This is a genomic window from Desulfobotulus sapovorans DSM 2055 (assembly GCF_059569355.1).
Window position 1 is genome coordinate 42,422 of sequence record NZ_JCANVJ010000007.1, and the last position, 26,028, is coordinate 68,449.

The following is a 26,028-nucleotide window of genomic DNA, read 5'->3' on the forward strand; positions in this document are numbered from 1 at the left end:
AATCAGGGGAGGAATTGTGAAAGGGATCGTGGATCTGCCGCTGGCGGGAAAACGGGTTCTCATGCGTGTGGACTTTAATGTACCCATGGACAAGACGGGAAAGATCACGGATGACACCCGTATTCGCAGAGGGATGGAGAGCATCCGTTTTGCTGCGGATTCCGGTGCACGGGTCATTGTGGCTTCCCATCTGGGGCGACCCAAGGGACAGGTGCTGCCTGCCCTGAGTCTCAAGTCTGCTGCGGAGCATCTTGCCGTACTCCTGAACCGGCCTGTGACCATGGCGGAAGACTGTGTGGGATCTTCTGTGCAGGCTGCTGTTGAAAAACTGGGGCCGGGTGAAATTCTTATGCTGGAAAACCTGCGCTTTCATGCGGAAGAGCAGGCCAATGACGAGGCCTTTGCCCGCCAGCTTGCAGCTCTCTGTGATGTCTATATCAACAATGCCTTTGCCGTATGTCACAGAAAACATGCGTCTGTGCATGCCATCTGCCGCTTTGTCAGGGAAAAGGCCGCAGGCCATCTCCTTATGGATGAGCTGCGGTATTTTGAGTCCGCCATGGGTGCACCTGCCCGTCCTCTGGTGGCCATTGTCGGAGGGGCTAAAATATCGAGTAAACTCAAAGCTCTGGAGAACCTGCTGCATAGGGTGGACAAGGTGCTCATTGGCGGTGCCATGGCCAATACCTTTCTCAAGGCTTCGGGGCTGTTTGTTGGGGCTTCCCTCGTGGAAGATGAAATGCTGGATACAGCCCGGAAGGTGATGGACGCGGCCCGGGAAAGGGGCGTGCGTTTTTATCTGCCCGTGGATGCTGTGGTGACCAAAGAAATTGTGGCCGATGGTGTGGGCGTGGTGACCCCCGTTCAGGAGATCCCTGAAGGCTGGATGGTGGCGGATTGCGGGCCTGCAACGGTAAGACTGTATGCCGCAGCCCTCGCCAATGCCAAAACCGTGGTCTGGAATGGCCCTATGGGTGTTTTTGAGATGGAGCCCTTCAGTAGTGGCACCATGGGCCTGGCCCGCCATGTGGCGGCCTGTCACGGCCTGACCATTGTAGGGGGCGGGGATACGGACACGGCCATTCACAAGGCTGGTGTGGCATCGGCCATGGGGTATATTTCCACAGGGGGAGGGGCCTTTCTCAAGCTGCTGGAGGGCCAGTCCCTGCCTGCGGTGGAGGCCCTGGAGGATGCATCGTCAACGGACTGATGTGAACCACCATGGGATAGATCGGGTTTTGGGGAGGATAATGGCTTGAGCTTCTGGACATACCGGGAACATCTGAGTCCGGCCAACCGGCTTCGGAGATCGTATTATGAATTGTTGCGGGATCAGCTGGATTACCAGATGATTCAGTATGCTCTGGTGGACTCCTATGCCAACTTCAAGGCAAGGAAGGTTCCCTATCCCTTTGTGGAACGTCGAGAACTCAAGCCCAAAGCCCGGATTCCAAGCCTTGAATATGACGCACAGAATGCCTTTCTTGTCATCTTTGTGGAAGATACCATTCCTGCTGTTCACAAAAAATACATCCGTTTTTTTGATGACAACAAAACAACCAAGGTCAATCTGCTCAGAACCAAGACCCTTTCTCTGGCCAATGACTTTGACCGGAGCCAGAAGTATCTTGAGTCCTGCCAGTTTGTGGATGTCCTGAGAGAACTGCTGCCCGTGGACTATGCGCTCCTTATTCAGAGGGATCCCATGAGCCGGGGGCGGGACAGGTACAATCTGTCCCATTTTCATGTCCGTATCGACTGGCCCATTGCCGATGCCGCAGAGGACATGGCCAGGAGGCTTCGTTATATTTCCAAGGATCTGTATGAAAAGGGGGATAAGTATGCAGAGGATGTGCAGAAAAAATTCTTTGAATACTATGCCCAGCCCGTGATGGCCGGAGGCCGACGCACAGCCGCCATTGTGGCGGCTCAGTATCTGAGAAGACTTCCCTGTATTTCCACCATCTATGCCGGCAGCAGCGAATCCCGTTCCCTGATCCGTCTTTCGGAAAGGGGGGTGAGCAAAACGACCCTGGTGCGCTTCACCGATGAGGAAACCCGGACACTGGCCGATGAAAATCACATGTCCGTTTCTACCTTCCGAAAGCATTATGCCGTGGCCCGGGAAGGAAAAAATGCGGTTTTTGTCTTTCAGGTGCTCTACACCCGTACCCAGCATGCCAAGCCCCCGGAAGATGGTAAGCTCCGGGAAATCAACCCGGATCCTTACTGGGTGACCGTGGGCTCCCAGCGGATTCTGCCCATGGTGGAGGCCTGGCTGTATCCTCCCTTGCCCGTAAATCTTATCTACGCGTAGATCAGTTCCCGTTTCATGGCAGTTTCATCACAGTCGGGAAACTTGACACAGTGCACACAGTCAGACCAGATTTTCAGGGGCAGGTCGGCACGGTCAATTTTATTAAAAGACATTTTTTCAAAAAAACCAGGCTGGTAGGTCAGGGTGAAAAGCTGGGTGATGCCATAGCTTCTCGCTTCTGCAACCAGGGTTTCCACCATCATTCTGCCGATCCCCTGGTTGTGCAGGCTTTCCTCCACGGCCAGGGAGCGGATTTCCGCAAGATCTTCCCAGCAGAACTGCAGGGCGCAGCATCCCGCTACCTTCCCCGTTCTGGGTGAGATATACACCACAAAATCCCGCACATGGTCATAAAGGGCACTCAAGGGCCTGGCAATCATATCTCCCCTGTTTCCAAAGAACTGCAACAATTTATAAATGGACTGGATATCTTTGATGGTGGCGTGACGAACCATGGAACCTTCCTTTTCTCCGAGGGGTAACAGATAAAATGCTTCCTCTACGCCTTTTTTCATGGGGGAGCAAGTTCTTTGCGGTGGGTTTTTTACGGAATACGGCTGCTTTGCCCTGAATTCAGGGATTCGGCTTTTTCCTGAAAAGTCCCATAATGCCATTGTCCATGGGTCTTCGTTCCATCCCTGGGGGAATGGGAAAATATTCCGGTATGCTGGAGGCTTCCGTCTGTTGCATGATGTCTTTCCAGATGGGCAGGGCCGTGCGTGCGCCGGTTTCCCTGGATCCCAGGGTGGTATTGTCATCGTAGCCCGTCCATACCCCCAGGGCGATGGACGGTGAAAACCCAATGAAAAGGCCATCCCGGTAGTTGTCCGTGGTGCCGGTCTTGCCTGCCAGTGCCCGATCCGGGGTATGGGCCATGCGGCCTGTACCTTCCAGAATAACGGCTTGCAGCATGTCTGTCATGATGGCCGCAGCTTCAGCGCTCATGGCAGAACGTCGTTCTTTTGGAGAAGTGTAGAGAGGTTTACCCTCCAGGGTTTCAACCCGGGAAATCCGCCATGGGCGGTTCCAGAGCCCACCCGCTGGAAAGACTGCATAGGCTGCCGTGATTTCTTCCAGTGTCACTTCCGATGTCCCCAGGGCCAGGGAAAGGTTGGCCTGAAGGGGACTTTCGATGCCCAAAGTGCGGGCAAAGGCACATACGGCTTCCGGCCCTTCTCTGGAAAGAATCCGTACGGGAGGGATGTTACGGGAAAGGGCCAGGGCCTTGCGCAGGGAAATTTCTCCGAGAAAATTTCTGGAAAAATTTCTCGGTGTCCATGTTTGTCCGGCGCTTTGCTGAAAAATAAGGGGGGTATCACTGATAAGCTGATTCTGTTCTCCTCCTTTATCAATGGTAAGGGCGAAGATCAGGGGCTTGAAGGCGGATCCGGGCTGACGTTTTGCGTTCAGGGCACGGTCGAAGGGACTCTGGGAAAAGTTCCTGCCGCCTACATGGGCGAGAACCGCGCCCGTATGAACGTCAAGGGCCAGCACAGCGCACTGAACCGGAGCGTCCTCCTGTTTGCTTCGGGCATCGAAACGGGCCATGTGATTGGCCATTGCGTTTTCCGCAGCGGTCTGTATCCGGCTGTCCAGGGTGCTGTGTACTGTAAGGCCGGCATGGTAAAGGAGGTCTGGTCCCAGGGCCTCTTCCAGTTCCATGCGGATCTGTTCCACAAACCATGGGGCCTTGCGGGAAAAATTCTGGGAGGCATCCTGAAGGACGATGGGTTCGGCAAGGGAGTCTTCCAGATCTTCCCTGGACAGAATTCCCGTGCCGTACATCTGTCTCAGTACAATGTCCCTCCGTTTTTTGGCCCTTTCCAGGCTGGATCTGGGAGAATAATAGGAAGGGGCCTTGGGCAGGCCGGCTATGAGTGCCATTTGTGCAAGGGATAAATCTTTTACGGATTTTCCGAAATATCGGAGTGATGCGGCTTCGACGCCATAGACCCCGCTGCCCAGATAAATTTGATTCAGATAAAGGGTGAGAATTTCTTCTTTGGTATAACGGCGCTCAATTTGAATGGCAAGAATGGCTTCCCTGATTTTGCGGGTAAGATTTTTTTCCGGTGTCAGAAAAAGAGTCTTTGCCAGCTGCTGGGTAAGGGTGCTGGCCCCTTCCGAATAGGATCCGGAACGGATATTTTTGATGATGGCCCGTAAAATTCCCTTGGGATCCATGCCATAGTGGGAATAAAAATTCCTGTCCTCCGTGGCAATGAGGGCCTCTTTAAGAAGGGGGGGAATATGGGCGGCTGTAATGGGTTTTCGGTTTTCGGCATACAATTCTGCAATCAGAGTTCCGTCCTGGGAGAGTACACGGGTAATGGCTGCCGGTCTGTAGCCTTCAAGGTATGTGATCTGGGGCAGATCCCGCATGAGTCCGATGGAAAAACCGAGGAGGATGCCGATGAGAAGCCCGGGGATGGCACAGAGTGCGATTTTTTTTTTTATCATGCTGGCTTTTTTGAAAGGAAAAGGATCTGCATGGCGGGAAAACCGTGCAGATCCAGGGAATGGCAGAAGGAAAAGGGGAACGGGTCAGGTCAATTTACGGATATTCTCGGCAAGATCCGCATCGGCAAAGGGTTTGTGCATGACCACAGAAACACCGATTTCCTGCAAGGTATCCTTGTCGATACGGGCTTCCGACTGGCCGGAGTGCTGGCCGACAAAGTCACTCTGGGTGGTGATCATGATAATGGGCAGATCCCGACGTTTATACTGACGTCGAATTTCCCGTGTAAGCTGAATTCCGTTGATGTCCGGCATATTGAGGTCTGTGATGAGAAGATCCGGTTTTTCCTGTAATGCCGCCTCAATGGCACGGGATGGGAATTCGAAGAGTATGGGTTCATGGCCCATGGCGTGGAGCTTGCCTTTGTAGATACGCAGCATCATCTTGGAGTCATCCACAACAAAGATTTTAAGACGCTTGATGGTTTCTTCAGCGGGGATAGCCGCAACGACCTGATCGGCGAGGGCGTCAAAGCCCTGGCTGCGCATCAGAGTCAGAAAATGTTTCCGGACATCGGGATGGGCCTTTTCCGCAAGGTGTTCCACGGCCATGGTACTGAATGAGGCTTCCGAAATCAGTGATTCAAAGGCCTTGTCCGCACCGGCATCAATGAGGGTGGAAACCACTTGTCGTGCCCCCGCATCCTGTGAGGCAATCATGTTTTTCAGACCTGCAGCCAGAATGGGAGAAAGGTTTTTATCCACAGCACGGGCCGCAGCCAGACGCACCTGTTCTTCCGGATCTTCAAGCCCTGTGGCGAGGCTGATGGCCGCTTTGGCTGCGGGCAGCCTTTCCATGGCTTCATAGGCTGCAAAGCGGACGTTGGCATTGTCCGGTCTCTTGAATAAAACTTTCTGAATGGCGGGAATGGCGCTCTTGTCTCCGATATTGCCGAGTACATTGAGGGTATGCACCATGGCATCATCGTCGGCTTCCTTCAGGTTTTCCACCACCACCGGTACCGCCTTGGGACCAATGGCGATGAGTTTGTCTATGGTCCAGTTGCGGACATCCACATAATGGGAGTTGAGGAGATGGGTGAGGCGTTCCAGAGCCGCCTGATCCTGAATTTCTCCCAGGGCTTCGATGATGAGCTGATCGGTACGGTTGTTCCCCCGGATGGCTTCGGCGAGAAGATGAATGGAGGTCGGTCCTCCAATTTCCGCAAGGGCAAAGATGGCTTCCTGCTTGAGTTCTTCATCCCCATAATAAATGAAGTCTGCAATGGCGCGGATACAGGTCTGGGAAGCCATGAGGCTTAAGGCTTTGATGGTTTCCCGGAGAAGGTCGGGGTCAGATTTTTGGGAGAGAAAACCGGAAAGCAGGGGGATGGCCTCCTGTACCTGTAATTCGCCTGCAATACGGATGAGGGGGAGCCGTTGATCAAGGGTTTCTGCCTGGAGCTGGGCCATGAGAAGATCCTGGTTGGCACAGGATTTGTCGAGCAGAAGATCATGGAGCCGATTTTTTACCATGGCATCTGCAATGGGAAGCTCCAGCATATAGCAGAGGACGGGATGAACTACCCGGTCTTCCCCTTTGCTGATTTCATAGAGGGTCCGAACCTGGCTTTTGGGATCAATTCTGGGAAGGAACTGGAGCAGGGCTTTGGCTTTCACCATGTCTTGGCCTGCCATGCAGAATTTCAGTTCATCAATGAACTCTGAGATGCTGATTTTGCTCATATGAGAGTCTCCCGTTGCAGATAGCAGGATTGCAGTCTTTTATTTTTTCAGGATTTTCCACGGAACTGGTAAAATACGGAATTCAGATAGCGTTTGGGCTCAAAGAGTGCCGTTTCATTGCTGAGGGATTCCGTTGATCCGATGAAGAGATAGCCGTCGGGTTCCAGGACGCTTGCAATTTTCTGGTAAAGTTGTTTGCGGTCTTCGGGGGTGAAATATATGGCCACATTCCGGCAGAAAATAATATCAAATTTTCCCATGGCCGTGAGGGGCTTCATCAGGTTGATTTTCCGGAAACTGGCCATGGCCCGGATTTCATCTTTGATACGCCAGTTATCCCCATCCCGGTTGAAATACCGTTGCAGGCGCTGGGGGGAAAGCCCCCGTGCGGCTTCAAACTTGTTGTAGCGACCATAGCTGGCCTGGGCGATGGCGGCATCGGAAATATCCGTACCGAGAAGTCTGATATCATAGCTTTGCATGTCCATCCCCAGTTCCTTCAGCACCATGGCAATGGAATAAATTTCCTGGCCCGTGGAACTCGCCGCGCTCCAGATGCGCACGGGAATTTTGGTTCCCATTTTTTTCCCGTTCCGCATCCTTTTGTCGACAAGATCCGGAACAATTTTATGCTGGAGCAGTTCAAAGGGGTGCTTATCCCGGAAAAAATAGGTCTCGTTGGTGGAAATGGCGTCGATGACGCGTTTTTCAAGATCCTTCCGGAAGTCTTTCTGAATTTTTTGATAAAAATCCGTAAAAGACGAACACCCCATTTCATCCATCAGGGGATGCAGGCGGGTTTCCACCAGATACTCTTTTCCCTTGTCCAGGGCGATGCCCGAGATATCAAGGATGTATTTTGAAAAGAGGGCAAATTCTGTGGGAGTGATTTTAATCATGGGCCACCGGATATTAGGGGCGGATGGTTTTGAGGATGGCCGCAGCGATATCGTTCAAGGGAGCCACAATGTCCGCTGTACCGGATTCAATGGGCTCCTTGGGCATACCGAAGACTGTGCAGCTTGCCTCATCCTGGGCAATGATATGGGCGCCGGAGCTTTTCATTTCTTTAAGGCCATTTGCACCGTCCGAACCCATCCCTGTCATGATAACCGCCGTAGCCCGGCCCACATAGTGGGTGGCGACGGATCGGAAAAGATAGTCCGCAGAAGGCCTGCAGCTGTTTTCTGGAGGATCGTCGGTGATTTTGATGGTACGGTTTCTACCATCACCGGCAGCGACGACTTTCATCTGCTTGCCGCCGGGTGCAATATAGGCTGTGTTGATTCTGATGGTTTCTCCCTGCTCTGCTTCTTTGACTTCCAGGGCACATTTTGCGTTCAGGCTTTTGGCCAGGGATGCGGTAAAAACCGGTGGCATGTGCTGAACAATAAGCAGCGGTACTCCCAGATCTCCTGGCAGCATGGGCATCATTCGTGCCAAGGCATTGGGACCGCCTGTGGATATACCAATGGCTACAATTTCTGATTTGGATCTGCGCATGGAAAGTTTCTGCATACGCAGGGCAATGTCTTCTGATGCGCCCGGTCGTGGTGCAGCCTGAAGTACAGGCCGGACGATGGGAGTGGGGGGCGGGGGGGAAATCCCCCGCAGCCGGTGGCGTATGTCTTTTTTGCGCTGAAAGGCCTGGATAATGGGTGTCAGGATTCTGCGGACATGTTCCAGGTTTTCCGCCATACTGCCGTTCTGAGGCTTGGGAACAAAATCAAAGGCCCCCAGCTCCAGTGCCTTGATGGTGATATCGCTTCCCCTTGTGGTAAGGGTGCTCAGCATGACCACCCCAGCGTTTGGAGCGATTTTGTCCAGGCGTTCCAGTACCTCAAGGCCGTTCATCTCCGGCATTTCCACATCCAGAGTGATGAGATCCGGCTTTAAGGCTTCGATGCGGGCAAGGGCCACCTTGCCGTTGTTGGCACTGCCCACCACCTGCACACCGGGAATGGATACAAGGATGTCGCTGATGATTTTTCGATACACAATGGTATCATCAACAACAAGAACGCGAAGATTGCCTGTGACCACAAAATCTCCTTACTGAAAGATCGGGGTGCAAAATCATGTGTCAGAAAGTTCGGGTTTCTGTGCGGTGGAGGGCTGTTCCCCTTCAGTCTTCCAGCACAGCCTGGATATCCAGAAGCCCGATCAGTTTTTTTTCCGTTTTGAAGACGCCATGGAAAAAGCGGCCCTGCATACCGCCGATATTTGATGGGGGAGGTTCAATCCGGGATGCCTCCGCGAGAAGGACATCACTGATGCTGTCCACAAGAAGTCCGACCTGTTCGTCTTTAAAGTCTACGATGATGGTACGGTTATCCTTGCCGGGTTCAATGGAGGAGAGTCCCAGCTTGATACCAAGGTCAATGATGGTGACGATGCGTCCCCTGAGGTTCAGCACACCCTGGACATACTCGGCGGCCTGGGGCACTGTGGTGACTTCCGTCTGTTTGTTGATTTCCTGAATATTCAGAATATCAATACCGCAGAGGGCATCTCCGATGTAGAAAGTCGCCAGCTCCACAATGCCCGTTTCAGGAAGGTTCTTTTCGGATTTTTTCTGCATGATGGTTTCCTCACAATGGCATCCGGTAAGGGATTCCGGGTGAATGCTGATGTCTTACCCGGAGCAGGTTTGGATCATAGGCTGGCAATGGTATCCCGTATGGAAATGAGCAGCTTTTCCCTGTCCAGCTTGATCTGGTAATCGTCAATGCCTGCCGCACGCCCACGGATCATGTCTTCTTCACCCGCAAGGGAAGTGAGGGCGATCACGGTGAGATGGGAAAAACGGGGGTCGGATTTGATTTTCTGGGTCAGCTCAAAGCCATCCATGTTGGGCATTTCAAGGTCTGTCAGAATCAGGGCAATATCACTTGCATGTTTTTCGAGGAGGGCAAAAGCCTCTACCCCATCTTCAGCCACAAGAACATCATAGCCGTCTTCATTCAGGAATCCCTTAACCTGGTTGCGGAAAAACGCTGAGTCTTCGGCAAAGAGAATTTTGGATCCCGATCCCATCACGCCCGAGTCCTTTTCCTGTACCGGCACCGCAGCGGAAAGTCCTGTAAACCATTCCGGATTCAGGGTTTTCACCACACTGAAAATATCCACCATGAGGGTGGTACGGTCTCCGATAATCATGGATCCCATAATACCCGGCTGCTTCAGAGTTGTGGCATCCACGTTGAGGGTGGCTTCCACGGCATCCACCGGAGGACTGACCATGAGGCCGATTTCCTTTCCCGTCAGTTTGAAAACAATAACCTCAATCTGATCACGTTCCGGGAGCGGCTGGATATTGGCGACTTCTCCCAGCTCGTAAAGGGGCAGGGAGCCGCCTCTGTACTGTACAACCCGTTTGCCACCGACGTATTCAATGTCTGTTGCCCGGATTCGTTCAATGCGTTCGACAAGATTCAGGGGAACGCTGAATTGTTCTGTTGGCGCGTTCCGGAAAAGAAGCAGGGAAGCCTTGTCTTCTTTTTTCTGGGTTTTTTCAATAAGTTCTTTTTCTGCATGGGCCAGGGTCTTGGATGCACCGCTGGAGGAGAGCAGGGCCATTTCGGCAAGGGACGTAACATCCAGAATGAGGGCTACGCGACCGTCTCCCATGATGGTGGCTCCAGCGTATCCTTTACAATCCTTGAGATGACGGCCGAGAGGTTTCACCACGATTTCTTCGGAATCCCGGAGTTGATCCACCACAAGCCCATACCGGAAACTTCCCGTGGAGACCACCGCAATATTGATGGCGCTGTCCGCCCTGAAGCGCCGGTCTTCCTGTTTTCTGCTGCCTTTTTTGGGCATTCGGACGTTGGTCTTTTCTTCTTCGTCCAGTTGCAGGGATCTGCGGTCGGCAATATTGACCCTGCGATCTGTTTTTTCTTCACCCGTTTCCGGGTCAATATATACTTTGGGGATTCCCAGAACTTCTGCCAGATCCAGCAGGGGAAGCAGGGTTCCCCTTAAGCGGACAACGGCCGCTTTCCCGACCTTTTCGATGCGGTCTTTCACTTGGGCTGCCGGGATACGCAGGAGTTCGTTCAGGTTGACCTGGGGGATGGCATAGCGTTCCTTTCCCACGGAGATGATCTGGCTGGGAATGATGGCCAGGGTCAAGGGCAGCTTGATGCGGATAATGGTGCCTATGCCCACTTTGGATTCAATATCGACAATGCCACCCAGTCGATCCAGGTTGGTTTTGACCACATCCATGCCAACCCCCCTGCCGGAGACATCCGTTATCTGCTGGGCGGTTGAAAATCCGGGCAGGAAAATCAGGTTGACCTTTTCCTTGGCCCCCATGTTCTGGAGATCCTGTTCGGAAATCAGCCCCTTGGACAGGGCGGAACGAGCAATGACTTCGGGATCCAGCCCCTTTCCATCATCTTCAATCTCAATGTTGACCTGTCCCGCCTCATGGAAAGCCTTGAGTTTGATGGTTCCCACTTTGGGTTTCAGCAGGCGCTGGCGGACTTCGGGAGATTCAATACCGTGATCCACCGAATTGCGTACCAGATGGGTCAGGGGATCATTGATGGATTCAATGATGGTTTTATCCAGTTCAACTTCCTTGCCTTCAACTTTCAGATTGACCTGTTTGCCAAGGGCCTGGGAAAGATCCCGGACAACCCGTGTGAATTTGTTGAAAACGTTGGCAATGGGCTGCATGCGGGTACGCATGATGGCCTCCTGCAGTTCGGAGGTGATCATGTCGATACGCTGGCCTGCGGCCTCGACAGCCCGGGTACTGTTGGCGGAAATGCCTTGAATAAGCTGGTTGCGGCTGAGTACCAGTTCACCGGCAAGGGTCATGAGCGTATCCAGCAGGTTTACATTGACACGAAGGGAGGTCTGCCCTTTTTGTTTCCCGTCATTTTTACCCGTAGCATCCATTCCTTCATCTTCGTGATCCTCTGAGGGATCAGAAGCCGGGAGGGGGGGGCGGATGGGAGCAGGTTCCGGTTTTGTCACAGTTTTTACCGCCTGGGGAGGGGCGGATACGGGGGGAGGCTGGGGAGGAAGGATTCTGGGAGAGGGGTCGGATACCGGTGCGGGCGTGGCGATCCTTTCCGAAGCTTTCTCTTGTGGTAAAGGTTCCCTGGGAATGTTCGGGGACGGAGAGGAAAGGGTGGGGTCTCCTGTGGTGGCTTCCGGAGGTATGTGATGCACATATTCAGGTTCCAGATCCACGAGAATGGAGGCCATATCGGGTTCAATAATGGAAGCAAAGAGCACAAGGAAGGGAATACGCCTTGGAAAATCATCGTCCAGGGTTCCGACGGCATCAAAATCAATTTTGGAATCGAGAATGATGCCACTGTTGAGCAGGGAGGTGATGACATCAAGGGGGGTTTTGCTCTTTTTCTGGATGTCCTGGAGCATATCAAATTCCAGAAGGTAAAGGAATTTTCCGTGCTTGAAGGCCTGATCCAGGTCAAAGCGGGATGCTTCCATACGTGCAGTGCTTCGGGGATGGTGAATAAGCACTTTTTCGCTCACGCTCTTTTTTTCCGCTTCCGGCAGAGACCCTGCGGTAATGGCGACAAGAGCCTGTACCAGGGTATCGATATTGGCATCATTGCTGGTTTCCACATTGTGGATCAGTTCTTTGAGGCGGTCAAAGGCCTGGAGCAGGGTGGAGATGATTTCCGCAGTGGGAACCATTTCCCCTGCACGAATCAGTCCCAGGATATTTTCCAGGTTGTGGGAGAGATCCTTAATTGCCGTCAGTCCCATGAAACCAGCGCCGCCCTTGATGGAGTGGGCTGCCCGAAAAACATTGTTCACCAGATCGTCATCCAGATTGGCTCCCTGGGATTCAATGGTGAGGAGATCGTTTTCGATATCAGAAAGATGCTCCAGAGATTCTTCCACGTACATGCGCAAGGTTTCATCATCTTCGAAAATCATGGCGCCTCCGGGTGTGACGGATCATGAGGTTTGGAGCCCCTGCCTGGGTACGGATTTGGGTGCAGGGGGTAAGCGGGGCTGGAATCGGTTGTCAGTCGGGTATGACATAGCTGCAAAACCCCGTGTCTTCCTTATGGGAGGAAAACATTGGATTTTTTTGCACAATGTATTTGGGTCAGAAAAATAGGGTGTTTTCCGGATGGATCACGCAATACGGTTCCTTATTTTCAGGAAACTATATCAGCAAGATGCTGGCTTTGGCAAGTGGCTGGAGCAATTCGGATCAGGCTGTAGGCGGAATAATTCTTTTCAAGTTTCACCTGAAGCGTGGTGTTGGGCCGTGCAACGGAAGTGGGGGTATCTTTTTCCTGTATGGAAAGGATGGTATCCGTGCAGGGGATCTGACCGGGAGATAGAATTTCTACCCGATCTCCGGTGATGAAACGGTTACGGCAGAGCACCGTATGTCTGCCATTTTCTCCCCCGGCAAGGATATTTCCCACAAAAAGGGCTTTAGGCCCCTTACCCGCAAGGTTTTTCGTATCCGCCTGCATACCCTGAGCGTCTTTTAAATAAAAACCTGTACCATAGCCCCGGTGGTGCAGGCTGTCCAGGAGGTTGTACCAAACGGGGTTTTCCTGATAGGCTGCGGGATCTTCAAAATATCGATTCAGGGCTTCTCTGTAGGTGCCTACTGTCAGTGCAAGGTAGTGGATGCTTTTCATGCGGCCTTCGATTTTAAGGGAGGAAAGGCCAGTTGCAATCATTTCCGGAAGGTGGCGGATCATGCATAAGTCTCTGGAATTAAATATATAGCTTCCTCTTTCATCCTCTGCAAGGGGCATAAAGTGTCCTGGTCTCTGGGCTTCCAGAACGGTGTAACGCCATCTGCATGGGTGGGCACACAGTCCTCGGTTGCTGTCCCGATTGGCCATATAGGTACTCAGCAGACAGCGGCCTGAATAGGCGATACACATGGCACCATGAACAAAGCACTCAACTTCTACTCCGCCTTCTTGGCAGAGAAGCGTAATTTCATCCAGGGAAAGTTCTCGGGCGGCATTTACCCGGACAATCCCCTGACTGGCCCAGAATTGGGCTGAGGCTGGATGGGTGGTATTGGCCTGGGTGCTAAGATGAAGGGGAATATTCGGTGCCAGTTCCCGAGCAAGGGCAATGACTCCTGGGTCACTGACAATGAGGGCATCTGGTCGACAGTCTGCCAGTTCTTTGAGATAGGTTTTTAGTCTAGGGATTTCATGAACCCGTGGATAAATATTGCAGGTGACATAGACCCGTGCTTCCATGCTGTGGGCAAGCAAAATGGCTTTTCGGATATCAGCAAGGGAGAAATTTTCTGAAAAATTTCTGAGGGAAAAATCCTGGCCTCCCAGATAAACGGCATCCGCGCCATACTGAAGGGCGATTTCCAGTTTTTCCATGTTACCTGCAGGTGCCAGCAGTTCTATGGGGGTTCGGGAACGGTTCTGGAAACCTTGCATGTTTTCGGTATCCTTAAAATATTAGAAGAAGGGCTTATCTGATCAGGGAATGGTAACAAAAAAGGCCTGTGCCGAAAAGAGGCAGGCCTTTTGAAGGAGAGTACAGTGTCTGAAGCCATCACAATTGTGGTGCCCCCGGCAGGAATCGAACCTGCGCTCAAGGATTAGGAATCCTTTGCTCTATCCACTGAGCTACGGGGGCTGACCAGTTTAAAATCTGCCTGATATAAAATCTCAGGATCTATAACGGTTCCTCAGGATTTAGGCAAGTCCCAAATGGATTCGCTCCCGAGTTTTCAGCTGCCTTGCTGTGGGACGGGGAAGCCCTCATGGCAGTCCGTGGAGACTTAAATTTATTCAAGAAAAAGTTTTTGTCCTGGATAAATGGTGCTTTCGGTTTTCAGTTTGTTCATTTCGAGGAGCCGATTTAAAGATATGTTATGTCTGAGGGCAATGGTAAAAGGCGTATCACCCGTTTGTACCTTGTAGCTCTGACGCTGGGTGCTCAGGGTTTTTACCTGCTGCGCACCTCCGGGGATACGCAGTTTTTGTCCAATTCTGAGGGTGGATCCGGAAAGCTGGTTGGCGCTGATAAGAATATGTGTGGATGTTTTAAAACGGTTTGCAATGGCCCAGAGCGTATCTCCCTGTCGTACTGTATAGGTCAGGCATTCCTTCGGGTCTGTGGAATTGGGGCGCAATACCGCAATGCCCTGAGAGTTGCGTCCGGGTATTTTAATGACATGGCCTGCGCGGATCCTGTGGGCACTTTTGATATTGTTTTCCTGCATGATCTGCCGCACGGGGACTTTGTAGCGTTCGGCAATATTAGAAAGAGATTCACCGGGCTTGATGCGATGGTGGAGGTATGCTTTCTGGGGAGGGCTGGATTCGGCAATGGACTCAATGGATGCGAGAAAGTGATCGGTATATCCCTGAGGAATTTTTAGGGTATAAGCTTCAGGGGGGAGCAGGGCATAACGGAGTTCAGGATTCAGACGCAGAAGATCTTCCAGGGGGATTTTTGTTGCCTCCGCAATGCTTTGCAGAGAAACCTGTCTTTCCACGGATACTTTTTCGTATTCTGGAGGAGGGGCCAGGTCTGCCGGGTCAAAGCCATATTTTTCCATATTCTGGAGAATGTGTATCGTGGCCAGAAAGCGGGGGACGTACTGGGCGGTTTCCCGAGGGAGTTTGGTGTAAAGATCCCAGAAATTATCCAGATAGTTCACATTCTGGCTGCGGATGGTTCGTAGTACCCTGCCTTCCCCACAATTGTAGGCTGCCAGTACCGTCGGCCAGTCCCCAAAGAGGTTGTGGAGTTCCGTGAGGTAGGCAATGGCAGCATCCGTAGCCTTTTCAGGATCCATGCGCTCGTCAATCAAAAGATCTCGTCTAAGTCCAAAACGGACACCTGTAGAGGGGATGAATTGCCAGAGTCCCAAGGCCCTTGCACTGGAAAGGGCTTTGACCTCATAGCCAGACTCAATAAGGGGGAGCCAGGCCAGTTCTTCGGGTAGCCCGGAAGAACGGAGTTTTTCCAGGATCATTTCCATGTAGATACCGGAGCGCCTGTAAGCCCTTACAAAAAAAGTGCGTTCTTTTTGGGTGAAACGTTTGATTTCCTGTTGCACATAGATATTGTCAGGTATCTGTATGGCACTTTGTTTGCCCTCTGTCCCCATGGTTCGGGAAGAGTGGATTTCCAGGATGCGGCGTGCAATGGTGAGGCGTATGTCATCCCTTTGTTGCAGATCCGAAGGACTCAGGGTTTCTGTCCTCATAATAATATCATAAGCCTGATCCAGGGCTTCCAGTGCCGCATCAAATTCACCGGATTTGGAGAAGGCGTCCGAAGCTTCATAAAAATCAAGAGCCTGGTCAAAGGATGTGGTGGATTTTTCAGATGCAGGAAGATTTTGCAGGGGGGCTTCCGTGTCCGTATTCTGCATTGGCGGGGCTGGATTGCGATTGTCATTCTGGTGCAGGGGCGTTTCGGTGGGGATGATGTTCATTGCGGTTGATCGGGGCAGGGTAGAGCAGCCTGTTTGGAGCAATATTCCAGAAAAGAAAAAACAGAGGATAAAATGTTTCATGTCCAATCAGCCTTTTGTGGGGGGAAGGGATGGTGTTCGTGTATTCAGACAAAAACCGATTTTGCCTCAGGATGCCTTGTTTGGGCAGCGTGCTATATCCTAATGGTTTTTCGATGAGGCAATGCGAAAAAAAACTACAGGAAGGCTCTTGGTATTGTCAATAAGACTTTTTGATAAAAGTTTTGTCGCAATATAGGTCGGTGCTATATTAAGGATAGTTGCTGTTTTCCCGGAGGGGAAATTTTGGGGCCTGCGATAAAAAAAGCTTGCAAAAAGTATTTTTCATCGCTTATAAGAAGGAGTTCTTTTGATTGGCCAACGTAGCTCAGCTGGCCAGAGCGGCTGACTTGTAATCAGCGGGTCGGGGGTTCGAATCCCTTCGTTGGCTCCAAAAAAACGGTGGGGTTCCCGAGTGGTCAAAGGGAACAGACTGTAAATCTGTCGGCCAAGCCTTCGGAGGTTCAAATCCTCCCCCCACCACCATTTCGGTCTTGTAGAAGACTTTCCCATGCAGATTTTTCTTGCATTGAGGTCGCAATTGTACTACATGGCTGCCTGAAAAACAAAAGAAGGTCTCTTTAGGGGTCTTTTGCGGGAGTAGCTCAGTTGGTAGAGCGTCAGCCTTCCAAGCTGAACGTCGCGAGTTCGAATCTCGTCTCCCGCTCCAAAAACCAATGTCATGTGGCATTGTGTTTTGAAGGCAATAAACGTGTGCCCATGTAGCTCAGCCGGTAGAGCGCATCCTTGGTAAGGATGAGGTTCACCAGTTCGATTCTGGTCATGGGCTCCATTTATTGCTTATTTTTATTTGAGGTTTTCGAGTGGGTCCGACGTCGTATGTAGAGGCGGACGCAATCCTTCGGAGAAAACGATCAAGCAGGTTTTTTTAGGAGGCGAATCAATGGCTAAGGCAAAATTTCAGCGCACGAAGCCGCATGTGAACGTCGGGACCATCGGGCATATCGACCACGGCAAGACCACCCTGACGGCAGCGATCACCAAGACCTGTTCCATGAAAGGTCTCGGTGAAAAGGTAGATTTTGATAATATCGATAAGGCTCCCGAAGAACGTGAGCGCGGTATTACCATCTCTACGGCCCATGTGGAGTATGAGTCCAAGAGCCGTCACTATGCTCATGTGGACTGTCCGGGGCATGCGGACTATATTAAAAACATGATCACCGGTGCTGCGCAGATGGATGGTGCCATTCTTGTGGTTTCCGCCAATGACGGCCCCATGCCCCAGACCCGTGAGCATATTCTTCTGGCGCGTCAGGTAGGGGTTCCCCGTATTGTAGTGTTTTTGAACAAGTGCGACATGGTGGATGATGAAGAACTGATCGAACTTGTTGAAATGGAGCTTCAGGAGCTTCTGGATAAATATGATTTCCCCGGAAGCGACACTCCGATTATTCGTGGTTCCGCCCTCAAGGCGCTGGAGTCCGATGACGCGGATTCCGAAGACTGCAAATGTATCTGGAATCTTCTGGATGCTGTTGACAGCTATATTCCTGAACCCGAACGGGATGTTGACAAAAGCTTCCTTATGCCTGTGGAAGACGTGTTCTCTATTTCCGGTCGTGGTACGGTTGTTACCGGTCGTATTGAGCGTGGTGTTGTCAAGCCCGGTGAAAACGTTGAGATCGTGGGTATCCGTGATACCATCAAGACCGTATGCACGGGTGTAGAAATGTTCCGCAAGCTTCTGGATGAGGGTCGTGCGGGTGACAACGTTGGACTTCTGCTTCGTGGAACCAAGCGAGATGAGGTAGAGCGTGGTCAGGTTGTTGCAAAACCCGGAACGATTACGCCCCATACCAAATTCAAGGCAGAAGTGTATATCCTTTCCAAGGAAGAGGGTGGGCGCCATACGCCTTTCTTCTCTGGTTATCGTCCCCAGTTCTTTTTCCGGACAACGGACGTTACGGGTATTTTGAATCTTCCCGAAGGCGTTGAGATGATTATGCCTGGCGATAACGTCGCCATCATAGCGGAGCTTATTGCTCCCATCGCCATGGAAAAGGAACTTCGTTTTGCTATCCGTGAAGGCGGTCGTACCGTTGGTGCAGGCGTTGTTTCTGAAATTATTGCCTAATCAAGGAGAGTCCGGTGAGAGTCATTGTAACGCTGAACTGCACAGAGTGCAAACAGCGCAACTATACTACGACCAAGAACAAGCGGACCACTCCTGACAAGCTGGAGTTCAGCAAATATTGCAGATTTTGCAAACGGCATACCAAGCATAGAGAAAATAAGTAGCTTTGTTGTTTCTTGAAAAGTAAAGACCTGTCGTTGTCATTGATCTCAATGACAGGTCTTTTGCAGGCCAGTAGCTCCAATGGTAGAGCGGCGGACTCCAAATCCGTAGGCTGGGGGTTCGAGTCCCTCCTGGCCTGCCAATTTTAAGAACATAAACGATGCTTGGTGATGTCTTCGCTGAAAAACGGGGCAAGGTGTTATGGGACGCTTACTTAAAAAAAAAACGGAAAGTCAGCTTCAGAAAAAAAAGCTGAAGATGAAGGCCACCCAGGACGAAAATACTGAGACCCCATCTGCCGAAAATGTATCCCGGACTACCGGATCACTCATTGTCTCTCAGGCAGAGAAAGTATCTAGGGATTCTTCCACAAGCCGCTCGGTTGCAAGGCCTGTAAAAAAAACGGCTGTAGCCAAGGGGCTTGAATTTTTTCAGGAGGCCCGTGTGGAGCTTGAAAAGGTGGTATGGCCTTCCAAGCCCCAGACTATTGCTTCAACGGGTGTGGTCATTGTCATTGTTATGATATTGTCCTTTTTTCTCGGGATTGCAGATGCTCTCCTCCGCTGGGTGGTTCAGCTAGCTTTGAATTGAATGAATGGGGGGGTGTATGGTAAAACGATGGTATGTGGTTCATGTGTATTCGGGCTTTGAGGCAAAGGTGAAACGATCCCTTGAAGAGCGAATTGCAAATTCCCCCCTGCAAGAGTATTTTGGTGAAATTATCGTTCCTACGGAAACGGTTGTGGAGTTGGTAAAGGGGGAGCGTAAAGAATCTTCCCGCAAGTTTTACCCCGGTTATATTTTGGTGCAGATGGCCCTGACCGATCAGACGTGGCACCTCGTCAAGGATACAGGCAAGGTTACAGGGTTTTTAGGGGGGCGCGATAAGCCTTCGCCCATCAGTGACGCGGAGGTTGACCAAATTCTCCGCAGGATGGAAGCGGGTAAACAAAAACCGCAACCAAAATATCATTTTGAACCCGGCGATGAAATTCGGGTAATTGACGGGCCTTTTACAAATTTTAATGGTACCGTTGAGGAAGTTAATCCTGAAAAGGGTAAGATCAAGGTTTTTGTAAGTATTTTTGGCCGATCTACCCCCGTTGAGCTGGAGTTCGTACAGGTTACCAAGCTTTAAGGGTTAAGGAGTACTGAGCAAGATGGCAAAAAAAGTGATGGCGCAAGTCAAGCTCCAGGTCTCTGCGGGGAAAGCGAACCCCTCTCCCCCCATCGGTCCGGCTCTGGGGCAGCATGGCGTAAATATAATGGACTTTTGCAAGGCTTTCAACGCACGCACCCAGAATGATGCGGGCATGATTATTCCTGTAGTGATTACGATATATCAGGATCGTACGTTTACCTTTATTACTAAGACGCCTCCTGCGTCCGTACTCCTGAAAAAGGCCGCTAAACTTGAATCGGGTTCCAGCAATCCCAAGCTGAAAAAAGTAGCCAAAATCAGTCGTGATCAGGTTGAGGAAATCGCCAAGCTGAAGATGCCGGATCTGAATGCCTATGACCTGGATACTGCCGTGAAAATCATCTCCGGTACGGCCAGAAGCATTGGCATCGAGATCGTTTAGTAAAAAAGGAGTCTGGAAAGATGCCGAAGCGCGGTAAAAAATATGTGGAAGCTGGCAAAGGCCATGATTTCACTTCTAAATTCGGCTTGCGGGAAGGCATTGAGCTTGCCCTGGGAGCCACCTATGCCAAATTTGACGAAACTGTGGATGTGGCTCTCCGGTTGGGAGTTGATCCGAGACATGCGGATCAGATGGTAAGGGGTACCTGCATCCTTCCCAATGGCCTTGGAAAAACGGTGCGTGTTCTGGTCTTTGCCAAAGGTGAAAAAGCCAAGGAAGCCCAGGAGGCAGGAGCCGATTATGTGGGCCTGGACGACCTTGTTGAGAAAATTCAAGGTGGCTGGCTTGATTTTGACAAGGCTGTGGCAACTCCGGATACCATGGGGCTTGTGGGCAAAATCGGTAAACTTCTCGGCCCGAGAGGGCTTATGCCCAACGCCAAAACCGGAACGGTAACCTTTGATGTGGCCCGTGCTGTGAATGAGCTGAAAGCAGGCAAGATTGATTTCAGGGTGGAGAAGGCCGGTATCGTCCATGCTCCCATGGGTAAGAAGTCCTTTGGGCCTGAGAAGCTGGAAGAAAATATTCTTGCCTTTATGGATAGTATTCAAAAGCTCAAGCCTTCGGCTGCCAAGGGTGCTTATATTCGGGGTATGGCCATTTCCACAACCATGGGAAGGGGCGTCAAAGTTGATACCCTTTCCATAATGAAGTGAAAAACTGTCTGTATTCAGGTGATGCTGAAAAAGGGAGGATTGTTTAATCCTCCCTGCTTTTTCACATAAAACCGGATTGTTTTGTCCGGTCACTGTCCAAGACAGTAGGTGCACATGGAGTGTATAATCGGCATTGCCGACCTACCGAGACAGATTTTGTTTGGGTTTGGCCGGCACCTCCATGCAAATTATGAAGAAAGGGGGTGTTAGGGAATGAAGCTGTCCGAAAAAGAGACGATTGTACAATCTTTGCACGAAGGTCTTGCCAAAGCGCAGATCGCCATTGTAGCGGATTATAAAGGGTTGACTGTTGAAGCCTTTTCTCGTTTGAGACGGGAACTCCGTGAAGCAGGTGCAGAAATTCAGGTGGTAAAAAATACCCTTCTGAGGCGGGCTTCGGAAGGTACTTCTGTCGATACCATTCGTGAGCATTTCAAGGGGCCGAGTGCGGTTTGTTTCAGTGCAACGGATCCCGTTCTTCCTGCAAAGGTTCTCACCAAATTTGCAGAAGCCAATGATAAATTTCAGATCCGGGTAGGTGTGCTGGAAGGAAAAGCTTTGAGCACAGCGGATCTTAAGGCGCTTTCTGAACTGCCCAGCCGTGAAGAATTGCTTGCTCAGGTTCTTTCGGCCATGATTGCCGTACCTACAGGATTTGTCCGTGTCATCAGTGGTGTTCCCAGAGGACTGGTGAATGTCCTGACGGCCATCAAAGAGCAGAAGGAAGCAGCTTGAGGCTTTTGCAGTCCTGGCTGATCGTCTACTATAATCTTATATAAAAACGCTTGTTTTTTGGAGGCTTGATCCATGGCTGAAATTACCAAACAGGATGTAGTTGATTTTATTGCCAACATGACCGTTCTGGAGCTTTCTGAGCTGGTCAAGGAACTGGAAGAAAAATTCGGAGTTTCTGCAGCTGCCCCCGTGGCTATGGCTGCAATGCCTGCTGGCGCTGCTGCAGCTCCCGTTGAAGAGAAAACGGAGTTTGACGTGATTCTTGTTGAAGCTGGTGACAAGAAAATCAACGTTATTAAAGAAGTTCGCGCTATCACCGGTCTGGGTCTCAAGGAGGCCAAAGATCTCGTGGAAGGTACGCCTGCTCCTGTCAAGGAAGGTATTGCCAAGGAAGAAGCAGAGAAGTTTAAAAAGCAGCTTGAAGAAGCTGGCGCCAAGGTCGAACTCAAGTAGTTGTTTCCTGTCTTGTCCTGTCGTTTTCACCATCCGTTCACATAAACGCTGTTGCGGAACTCAGTCCGTGGGCCTTGGCCTGCGGACTTGTTCCGCTGTTGCGTAAGCAATCGGGGAGATGCCATGTCCGGAAGCCCTCTGGCCAACAAGCGTGCGAGAAAGCGTTTCGGCGGAAAGCACACCATCATTGAAATCCCGGATCTGATCGGGATGCAGCGGGAGTCCTATGAGAGATTCCTTCAGATGGATGTGCCGTCGGAACAACGTCGGGACATCGGTCTGCAGGCGGTCTTTAAATCGGTTTTCCCTATCAAGGATTTTACGGGGAGTGCTTCCCTAGAATTTGTTTCCTATGATTTTGGTGAAATTAAACATTCTGTGAGTGAATGTATTCACCGGGGCATGACCTATGAAATATCCGTACGTATTCGGGTTCGTCTTGTGGTCTATGATACGGATAAAGATGCGGGTACTGTCACCATACGGGATATCAAGGAGCAGGAGATTTATTTTGGCACTGTCCCATTGATGACCGCACGGGGTACTTTTATTGTCAACGGTACCGAGCGGGTGGTGGTCAGTCAGCTTCACAGATCCAGTGGGGTTTTCTTTGACCATGACAAGGGAAAGACCCATTCCAGTGGTAAGATTATCTATACGGCACGGGTAATTCCCGTACGTGGTTCCTGGATTGACATGGAGATTGATCCCAAGGATATTGTGTATATCCGGATTGATCGTCGTCGTAAATTTCCGGTAACCATTTTGTTCAAGGCCTTTGGTTATACCAATGAGGATCTTCTGGCCTATTTTTATCTGAAAGAACGTATTGAACTGCGAGGGGAAGAATACTTTAAGGCTTTTAATGAGCAAAGCCTTAAGGGGCAGAGGGCCAGCGAGGATGTTCTGGATCCTGAAACCGGCGAAGTCATTGTTAAAAAAGGCCGATTTTTTACGAAAAGGGCTATCCGTCAGCTCCGTGGGCTTGGCCTTTCGGAATTAAAAGTCAATGCCGAAGAACTTCTTGATCGCGGTGTTGCTGCGGATATTCTGGATCCTGAATCCGGAGAGGTCATTGTAAGGGCCGGATCTCTTTTAGATGAAGAACTCATGGAGCAGTTGCGCCAGGCGGGTATCCGGGAGTTTGAGCTTCTTTTTGTGGATGCCAACTACAGTGCGGATTGTATCCGAAAGACACTGATGGCGGATAAGACCACAAGCCGGGAAGAAGCCCTTGTGGAAATTTACAGACGCCTGCGGCCTGGTAACCCCGCAACACCGGAAGTGGCCCTGGAATATATTGATCATCTATTCTTTAAAGCGGCATATTACGATTTTTCCGGTGTCGGTCGTTTGAAAATGAACCATCGTCTGGGCATCAATACGCATATTGATGTTCGGACTCTCCGCAAGGAGGATATCCTTCTTACGGCAAAAACCCTTGTGGAGCTGCGGGATACTCAGGGGGTTGTGGATGATATTGATCATCTGGGGAACCGCCGGGTTCGTGCTGTGGGCGAACTTCTGGAAAATCAGTATCGTATTGGTCTTGTGCGCATGGAGCGGGCAATTAAGGAGCGCATGAGCATGCAGGAAGTGGATACCCTCATGCCCCATGACCTGGTTAACCCCAAACCCGTGTCTGCTGTGGTGAAGGAATTTTTCGGTACCAGCCAGCTTTCCCAGTTTATGGATCAGACCAATCCCCTGTCGGAAACGACGCACAAACGCCGACTTTCTGCCCTGGGACCCGGAGGTCTTACCCGTGAACGTGCCGGATTTGAGGTTCGCGATGTGCATCCTTCCCACTACGGGCGTATCTGTCCGATTGAAACACCGGAAGGCCCCAACATCGGTCTGATTGTTTCTCTTTGTACCTATGCACGGGTCAATGATTTTGGTTTTATTGAAACCCCCTATCGGATGGTGAATGAGGGTGTGGTTTCTTCAGATGTCCGCATGCTGTCTGCATTTGAAGAAAAGGAACATCCCATTGCCCAGGCCAACGCACCCATTGGTACGGATGGTCGGTATGTGAACCCTCTGGTCACCGCACGTGTGGCAGGCGAATTCCAGATGGTACCCTCCGGGGAGGTGGAGATGATGGATATTTCTCCGAATCAGCTTGTAAGTGTTTCCGCCTCTCTTATTCCTTTCCTTGAAAATGACGATGCCAACCGTGCTTTGATGGGATCCAACATGCAGCGTCAGGCTGTACCGTTGACCCGTACCGAGGCGCCTTTGGTGGGTACCGGTATTGAGGGGGTTGTGGCCCGGGATTCTGGGGTTGCCATTGTCTGTCGCCGTGATGGTGTGGTTGTGGATGTGGATGCTTCCCGCATTGTGATCAAACACAAACTGGAAGAACATGAATCCCTGGATAAACAGGTGACCATTTATAATCTTTCAAAGTTTACCCGTTCCAATCAGAATACCTGTTTCAATCACAGGCCCATCGTCAAGATGGGGCAGGCCGTGGTTAAGGGAGAGGTTTTGGCAGATGGCCCTTCCACGGAGCAGGGTGAGCTGGCACTTGGTAAAAATGTTACAGTAGCTTTTATGCCCTGGGGCGGCTACAACTTTGAGGACTCCATTCTTCTTAGTGAACGGCTTGTTCAGGATGGCGTGTTTACTTCCATTCATATTGAAGAATTTGAGGTGGTGGCACGGGATACCAAGCTGGGCAAGGAAGAGATCACAAGAGACATTCCCAATGTTGGCGAAGAAGCTTTAAAAGATCTGGATGAGTCCGGCATTATCCGCTTGGGAGCCGAGGTGGTTCCTGGAGATATCCTTGTGGGTAAAATTACGCCCAAGGGGGAAACACAGCTGTCCCCGGAAGAGAAGCTGCTGCGGGCTATTTTTGGTGAGAAGGCCGGGGATGTAAAAGATACGTCTTTGCGGGTTCCCCCTGGTGTTGAAGGGGTTGTCATTGATGCGAAGGTCTTTTCACGTCGGGGAGTGGACAAGGACGAGCGAACTCGCAGCATTGAAGATGAAGAGATCCGCCAGTACGAAAAGGACAGAGAAGATCGTATAGCGATTATTGAGGAAGCTGCCCTGGAACGGATTCGTACCCTTCTCCTCGGGCAGACGGTGCAGACTGATCTTCGTAAATCCAAAAAAACGCTGCTTTCTGCAGGTACAGTTTTGGATCAAGCGGAACTTGAAGAACTTTCGGTCAGTCAGCTGGAGGGGATTGTGGTTGCGGACGCCGCTGTTACCGAACGTGTGCACGGCGTGATTGATCGCTGGAGAAGTGAAATTGACAGCTCCAGGGAGATATTTGAAGAGCAGGTCAGTCGCTATGAAAAGGGAGATGATTTACCTCCTGGTGTGATCAAGATGATCAAGATTTATGTGGCCATGAAGCGTATCCTTTCAGTTGGGGATAAGATGGCTGGTCGTCATGGGAACAAGGGGGTTGTTTCCCGTATTCTGCCTGTGGAGGATCTTCCCTATTTTGAGGATGGCAGTTACGTGGACATGGTACTGAACCCTCTGGGGGTACCTTCCCGTATGAACGTGGGGCAGATTCTGGAAATTCATCTTGGCAGGGCTGCCCGTTGTCTTGGACAACAGGTAGAGGCGCTTTTACACAAAAAAGATGTTGATGCTCTTCGGGAAAAAATGACCCGTATTTTTAAAGGACAGCCTGAGATGGAAGGGGGGCTTGCCACTTCCGATACGGAGGCCGTTCTTGCTTTGGCTTCTCGGTACAAGCGGGGTCTGCATATGGCGACCCCTGTTTTTGATGGAGCCCAAGAGTCTGAGATTAAGGAACTGCTTGAAGAAGCGGGAGTAAGTACTTCTGGGCAGGCAACCCTCTATGATGGGCGTACAGGTGAGGCCTTTGACGGGCCTATTACCGTCGGTACCATGTATATTCTGAAACTGCACCATCTGGTGGACGATAAGCTCCATGCCCGCTCTATTGGCCCTTATTCTCTGGTGACCCAGCAGCCCTTGGGTGGTAAGGCTCAGTTTGGTGGTCAGCGTCTTGGAGAGATGGAGGTCTGGGCCATGGAAGCCTATGGGGCGGCCCATGCCCTGCAGGAATTTATTACTGTGAAGTCCGATGATATGGCAGGCCGTACGCGCATGTATGAAAAAATTGTTAAAGGACAGAATGTCCTGGAACCTGGACTTCCGGAGTCTTTCCGGGTGCTTAACAAAGAGTTGCAGGCCCTGGGACTCGATGTCAACCTGATTGAAGGCGAATAAGGAGGAGG

Annotated in this window: 20 protein-coding genes and 6 tRNA genes; 16 read left to right on the forward strand and 10 right to left on the reverse strand. The window is 51.1% G+C overall.

The annotated features are described in order from the left end of the window. Window positions 1-16 precede the first annotated feature (16 nt). Both BR04_RS07315 and BR04_RS07320 read left to right on the forward strand, forming a co-directional pair. On the forward strand, window positions 17-1,210 hold the full coding sequence (locus BR04_RS07315; protein ID WP_496355349.1) for a phosphoglycerate kinase: 1,194 nt from the start codon (window positions 17-19) through the stop codon (window positions 1,208-1,210). 45 nt (window positions 1,211-1,255) lie between these two features. After that, a complete protein-coding gene (locus tag BR04_RS07320) occupies window positions 1,256-2,317 on the forward strand; it encodes a hypothetical protein (RefSeq protein WP_496355350.1) in 1,062 nt (353 codons plus the stop codon). Here BR04_RS07320 and BR04_RS07325 read toward each other — a convergent pair. From BR04_RS07325 to BR04_RS07370, 10 genes are all read right to left on the reverse strand, one after another. Further along, a complete protein-coding gene (locus BR04_RS07325) occupies window positions 2,308-2,772 on the reverse strand; it encodes an N-acetyltransferase (RefSeq protein WP_496355351.1) in 465 nt (154 codons plus the stop codon). The genes BR04_RS07320 and BR04_RS07325 overlap by 10 nt on opposite strands. Window positions 2,773-2,890: 118 nt before the next feature. Next, window positions 2,891-4,777: a penicillin-binding protein 1A gene (locus BR04_RS07330; RefSeq protein WP_496355352.1), complete on the reverse strand. Its 1,887-nt coding sequence runs from the start codon at window positions 4,775-4,777 to the stop codon at window positions 2,891-2,893. Between the two features lie 84 nt (window positions 4,778-4,861). Further along, window positions 4,862-6,523, reverse strand: a complete 1,662-nt coding sequence (locus BR04_RS07335; protein ID WP_496355353.1) for a HEAT repeat domain-containing protein — start codon at window positions 6,521-6,523, stop codon at window positions 4,862-4,864. Between the two features lie 47 nt (window positions 6,524-6,570). Continuing rightward, entirely contained in the window at window positions 6,571-7,422 is an 852-nt protein-coding gene (locus tag BR04_RS07340) for a CheR family methyltransferase (RefSeq protein ID WP_496355354.1), read from the reverse strand. Between the two features lie 13 nt (window positions 7,423-7,435). Continuing rightward, window positions 7,436-8,566, reverse strand: coding sequence for a protein-glutamate methylesterase/protein-glutamine glutaminase (locus BR04_RS07345; RefSeq protein ID WP_496355355.1), 1,131 nt, complete (start codon window positions 8,564-8,566; stop codon window positions 7,436-7,438). 82 nt (window positions 8,567-8,648) lie between these two features. After that, on the reverse strand, window positions 8,649-9,104 hold the full coding sequence (locus tag BR04_RS07350) for a chemotaxis protein CheW (RefSeq protein WP_496355356.1): 456 nt from the start codon (window positions 9,102-9,104) through the stop codon (window positions 8,649-8,651). Between the two features lie 74 nt (window positions 9,105-9,178). Beyond that, window positions 9,179-12,454, reverse strand: coding sequence for a hybrid sensor histidine kinase/response regulator (locus BR04_RS07355; protein WP_496355357.1), 3,276 nt, complete (start codon window positions 12,452-12,454; stop codon window positions 9,179-9,181). A gap of 227 nt (window positions 12,455-12,681) precedes the next feature. Continuing rightward, window positions 12,682-13,956, reverse strand: a complete 1,275-nt coding sequence (locus BR04_RS07360; protein ID WP_496355358.1) for a peptidase U32 family protein — start codon at window positions 13,954-13,956, stop codon at window positions 12,682-12,684. A gap of 127 nt (window positions 13,957-14,083) precedes the next feature. Further along, window positions 14,084-14,158: transfer RNA gene (locus BR04_RS07365), tRNA-Arg, on the reverse strand. A 151-nt stretch (window positions 14,159-14,309) separates the two neighbouring features. Then, window positions 14,310-15,971, reverse strand: a complete 1,662-nt coding sequence (locus BR04_RS07370) for a lytic transglycosylase domain-containing protein (protein WP_496355359.1) — start codon at window positions 15,969-15,971, stop codon at window positions 14,310-14,312. A gap of 395 nt (window positions 15,972-16,366) precedes the next feature. Here BR04_RS07370 and BR04_RS07375 point away from each other — a divergent pair. The 14 genes from BR04_RS07375 (at window position 16,367) to rpoB (ending at window position 26,020) form a co-directional block, all read left to right on the forward strand. Next, window positions 16,367-16,443 (forward strand) — tRNA-Thr (locus tag BR04_RS07375). Window positions 16,444-16,450: 7 nt separating this feature from the next. Beyond that, window positions 16,451-16,535 (forward strand) — tRNA-Tyr (locus tag BR04_RS07380). Window positions 16,536-16,643: 108 nt separating this feature from the next. Then, window positions 16,644-16,719, forward strand: a tRNA-Gly gene (locus tag BR04_RS07385). 46 nt (window positions 16,720-16,765) lie between these two features. Further along, window positions 16,766-16,842: transfer RNA gene (locus BR04_RS07390), tRNA-Thr, on the forward strand. 111 nt (window positions 16,843-16,953) lie between these two features. Next, entirely contained in the window at window positions 16,954-18,147 is a 1,194-nt protein-coding gene (tuf, locus tag BR04_RS07395; RefSeq protein WP_496355360.1) for an elongation factor Tu, read from the forward strand. Window positions 18,148-18,161: 14 nt separating this feature from the next. Beyond that, window positions 18,162-18,311, forward strand: a complete 150-nt coding sequence (gene rpmG, locus BR04_RS07400) for a 50S ribosomal protein L33 (RefSeq protein ID WP_320356390.1) — start codon at window positions 18,162-18,164, stop codon at window positions 18,309-18,311. A gap of 64 nt (window positions 18,312-18,375) precedes the next feature. Further along, window positions 18,376-18,451, forward strand: a tRNA-Trp gene (locus tag BR04_RS07405). Window positions 18,452-18,510: 59 nt separating this feature from the next. Continuing rightward, entirely contained in the window at window positions 18,511-18,900 is a 390-nt protein-coding gene (secE, locus tag BR04_RS07410) for a preprotein translocase subunit SecE (RefSeq protein ID WP_496355361.1), read from the forward strand. Window positions 18,901-18,916: 16 nt separating this feature from the next. Further along, entirely contained in the window at window positions 18,917-19,447 is a 531-nt protein-coding gene (gene nusG / locus BR04_RS07415) for a transcription termination/antitermination protein NusG (RefSeq protein WP_496355362.1), read from the forward strand. 22 nt (window positions 19,448-19,469) lie between these two features. Beyond that, window positions 19,470-19,892 carry a 50S ribosomal protein L11 gene (rplK, locus tag BR04_RS07420; protein ID WP_496355363.1) on the forward strand — a complete coding sequence of 141 codons (423 nt, stop codon included), beginning with the start codon at window positions 19,470-19,472 and terminating at the stop codon, window positions 19,890-19,892. A 20-nt stretch (window positions 19,893-19,912) separates the two neighbouring features. Next, window positions 19,913-20,608: a 50S ribosomal protein L1 gene (gene rplA, locus BR04_RS07425; RefSeq protein WP_496355364.1), complete on the forward strand. Its 696-nt coding sequence runs from the start codon at window positions 19,913-19,915 to the stop codon at window positions 20,606-20,608. A 213-nt stretch (window positions 20,609-20,821) separates the two neighbouring features. Next, window positions 20,822-21,343, forward strand: coding sequence for a 50S ribosomal protein L10 (gene rplJ / locus BR04_RS07430; RefSeq protein WP_496355366.1), 522 nt, complete (start codon window positions 20,822-20,824; stop codon window positions 21,341-21,343). A 72-nt stretch (window positions 21,344-21,415) separates the two neighbouring features. Next, window positions 21,416-21,796 carry a 50S ribosomal protein L7/L12 gene (gene rplL / locus BR04_RS07435; RefSeq protein WP_496355367.1) on the forward strand — a complete coding sequence of 127 codons (381 nt, stop codon included), beginning with the start codon at window positions 21,416-21,418 and terminating at the stop codon, window positions 21,794-21,796. 123 nt (window positions 21,797-21,919) lie between these two features. Next, on the forward strand, window positions 21,920-26,020 hold the full coding sequence (gene rpoB / locus BR04_RS07440; RefSeq protein WP_496355368.1) for a DNA-directed RNA polymerase subunit beta: 4,101 nt from the start codon (window positions 21,920-21,922) through the stop codon (window positions 26,018-26,020). Window positions 26,021-26,028: the final 8 nt, after the last annotated feature.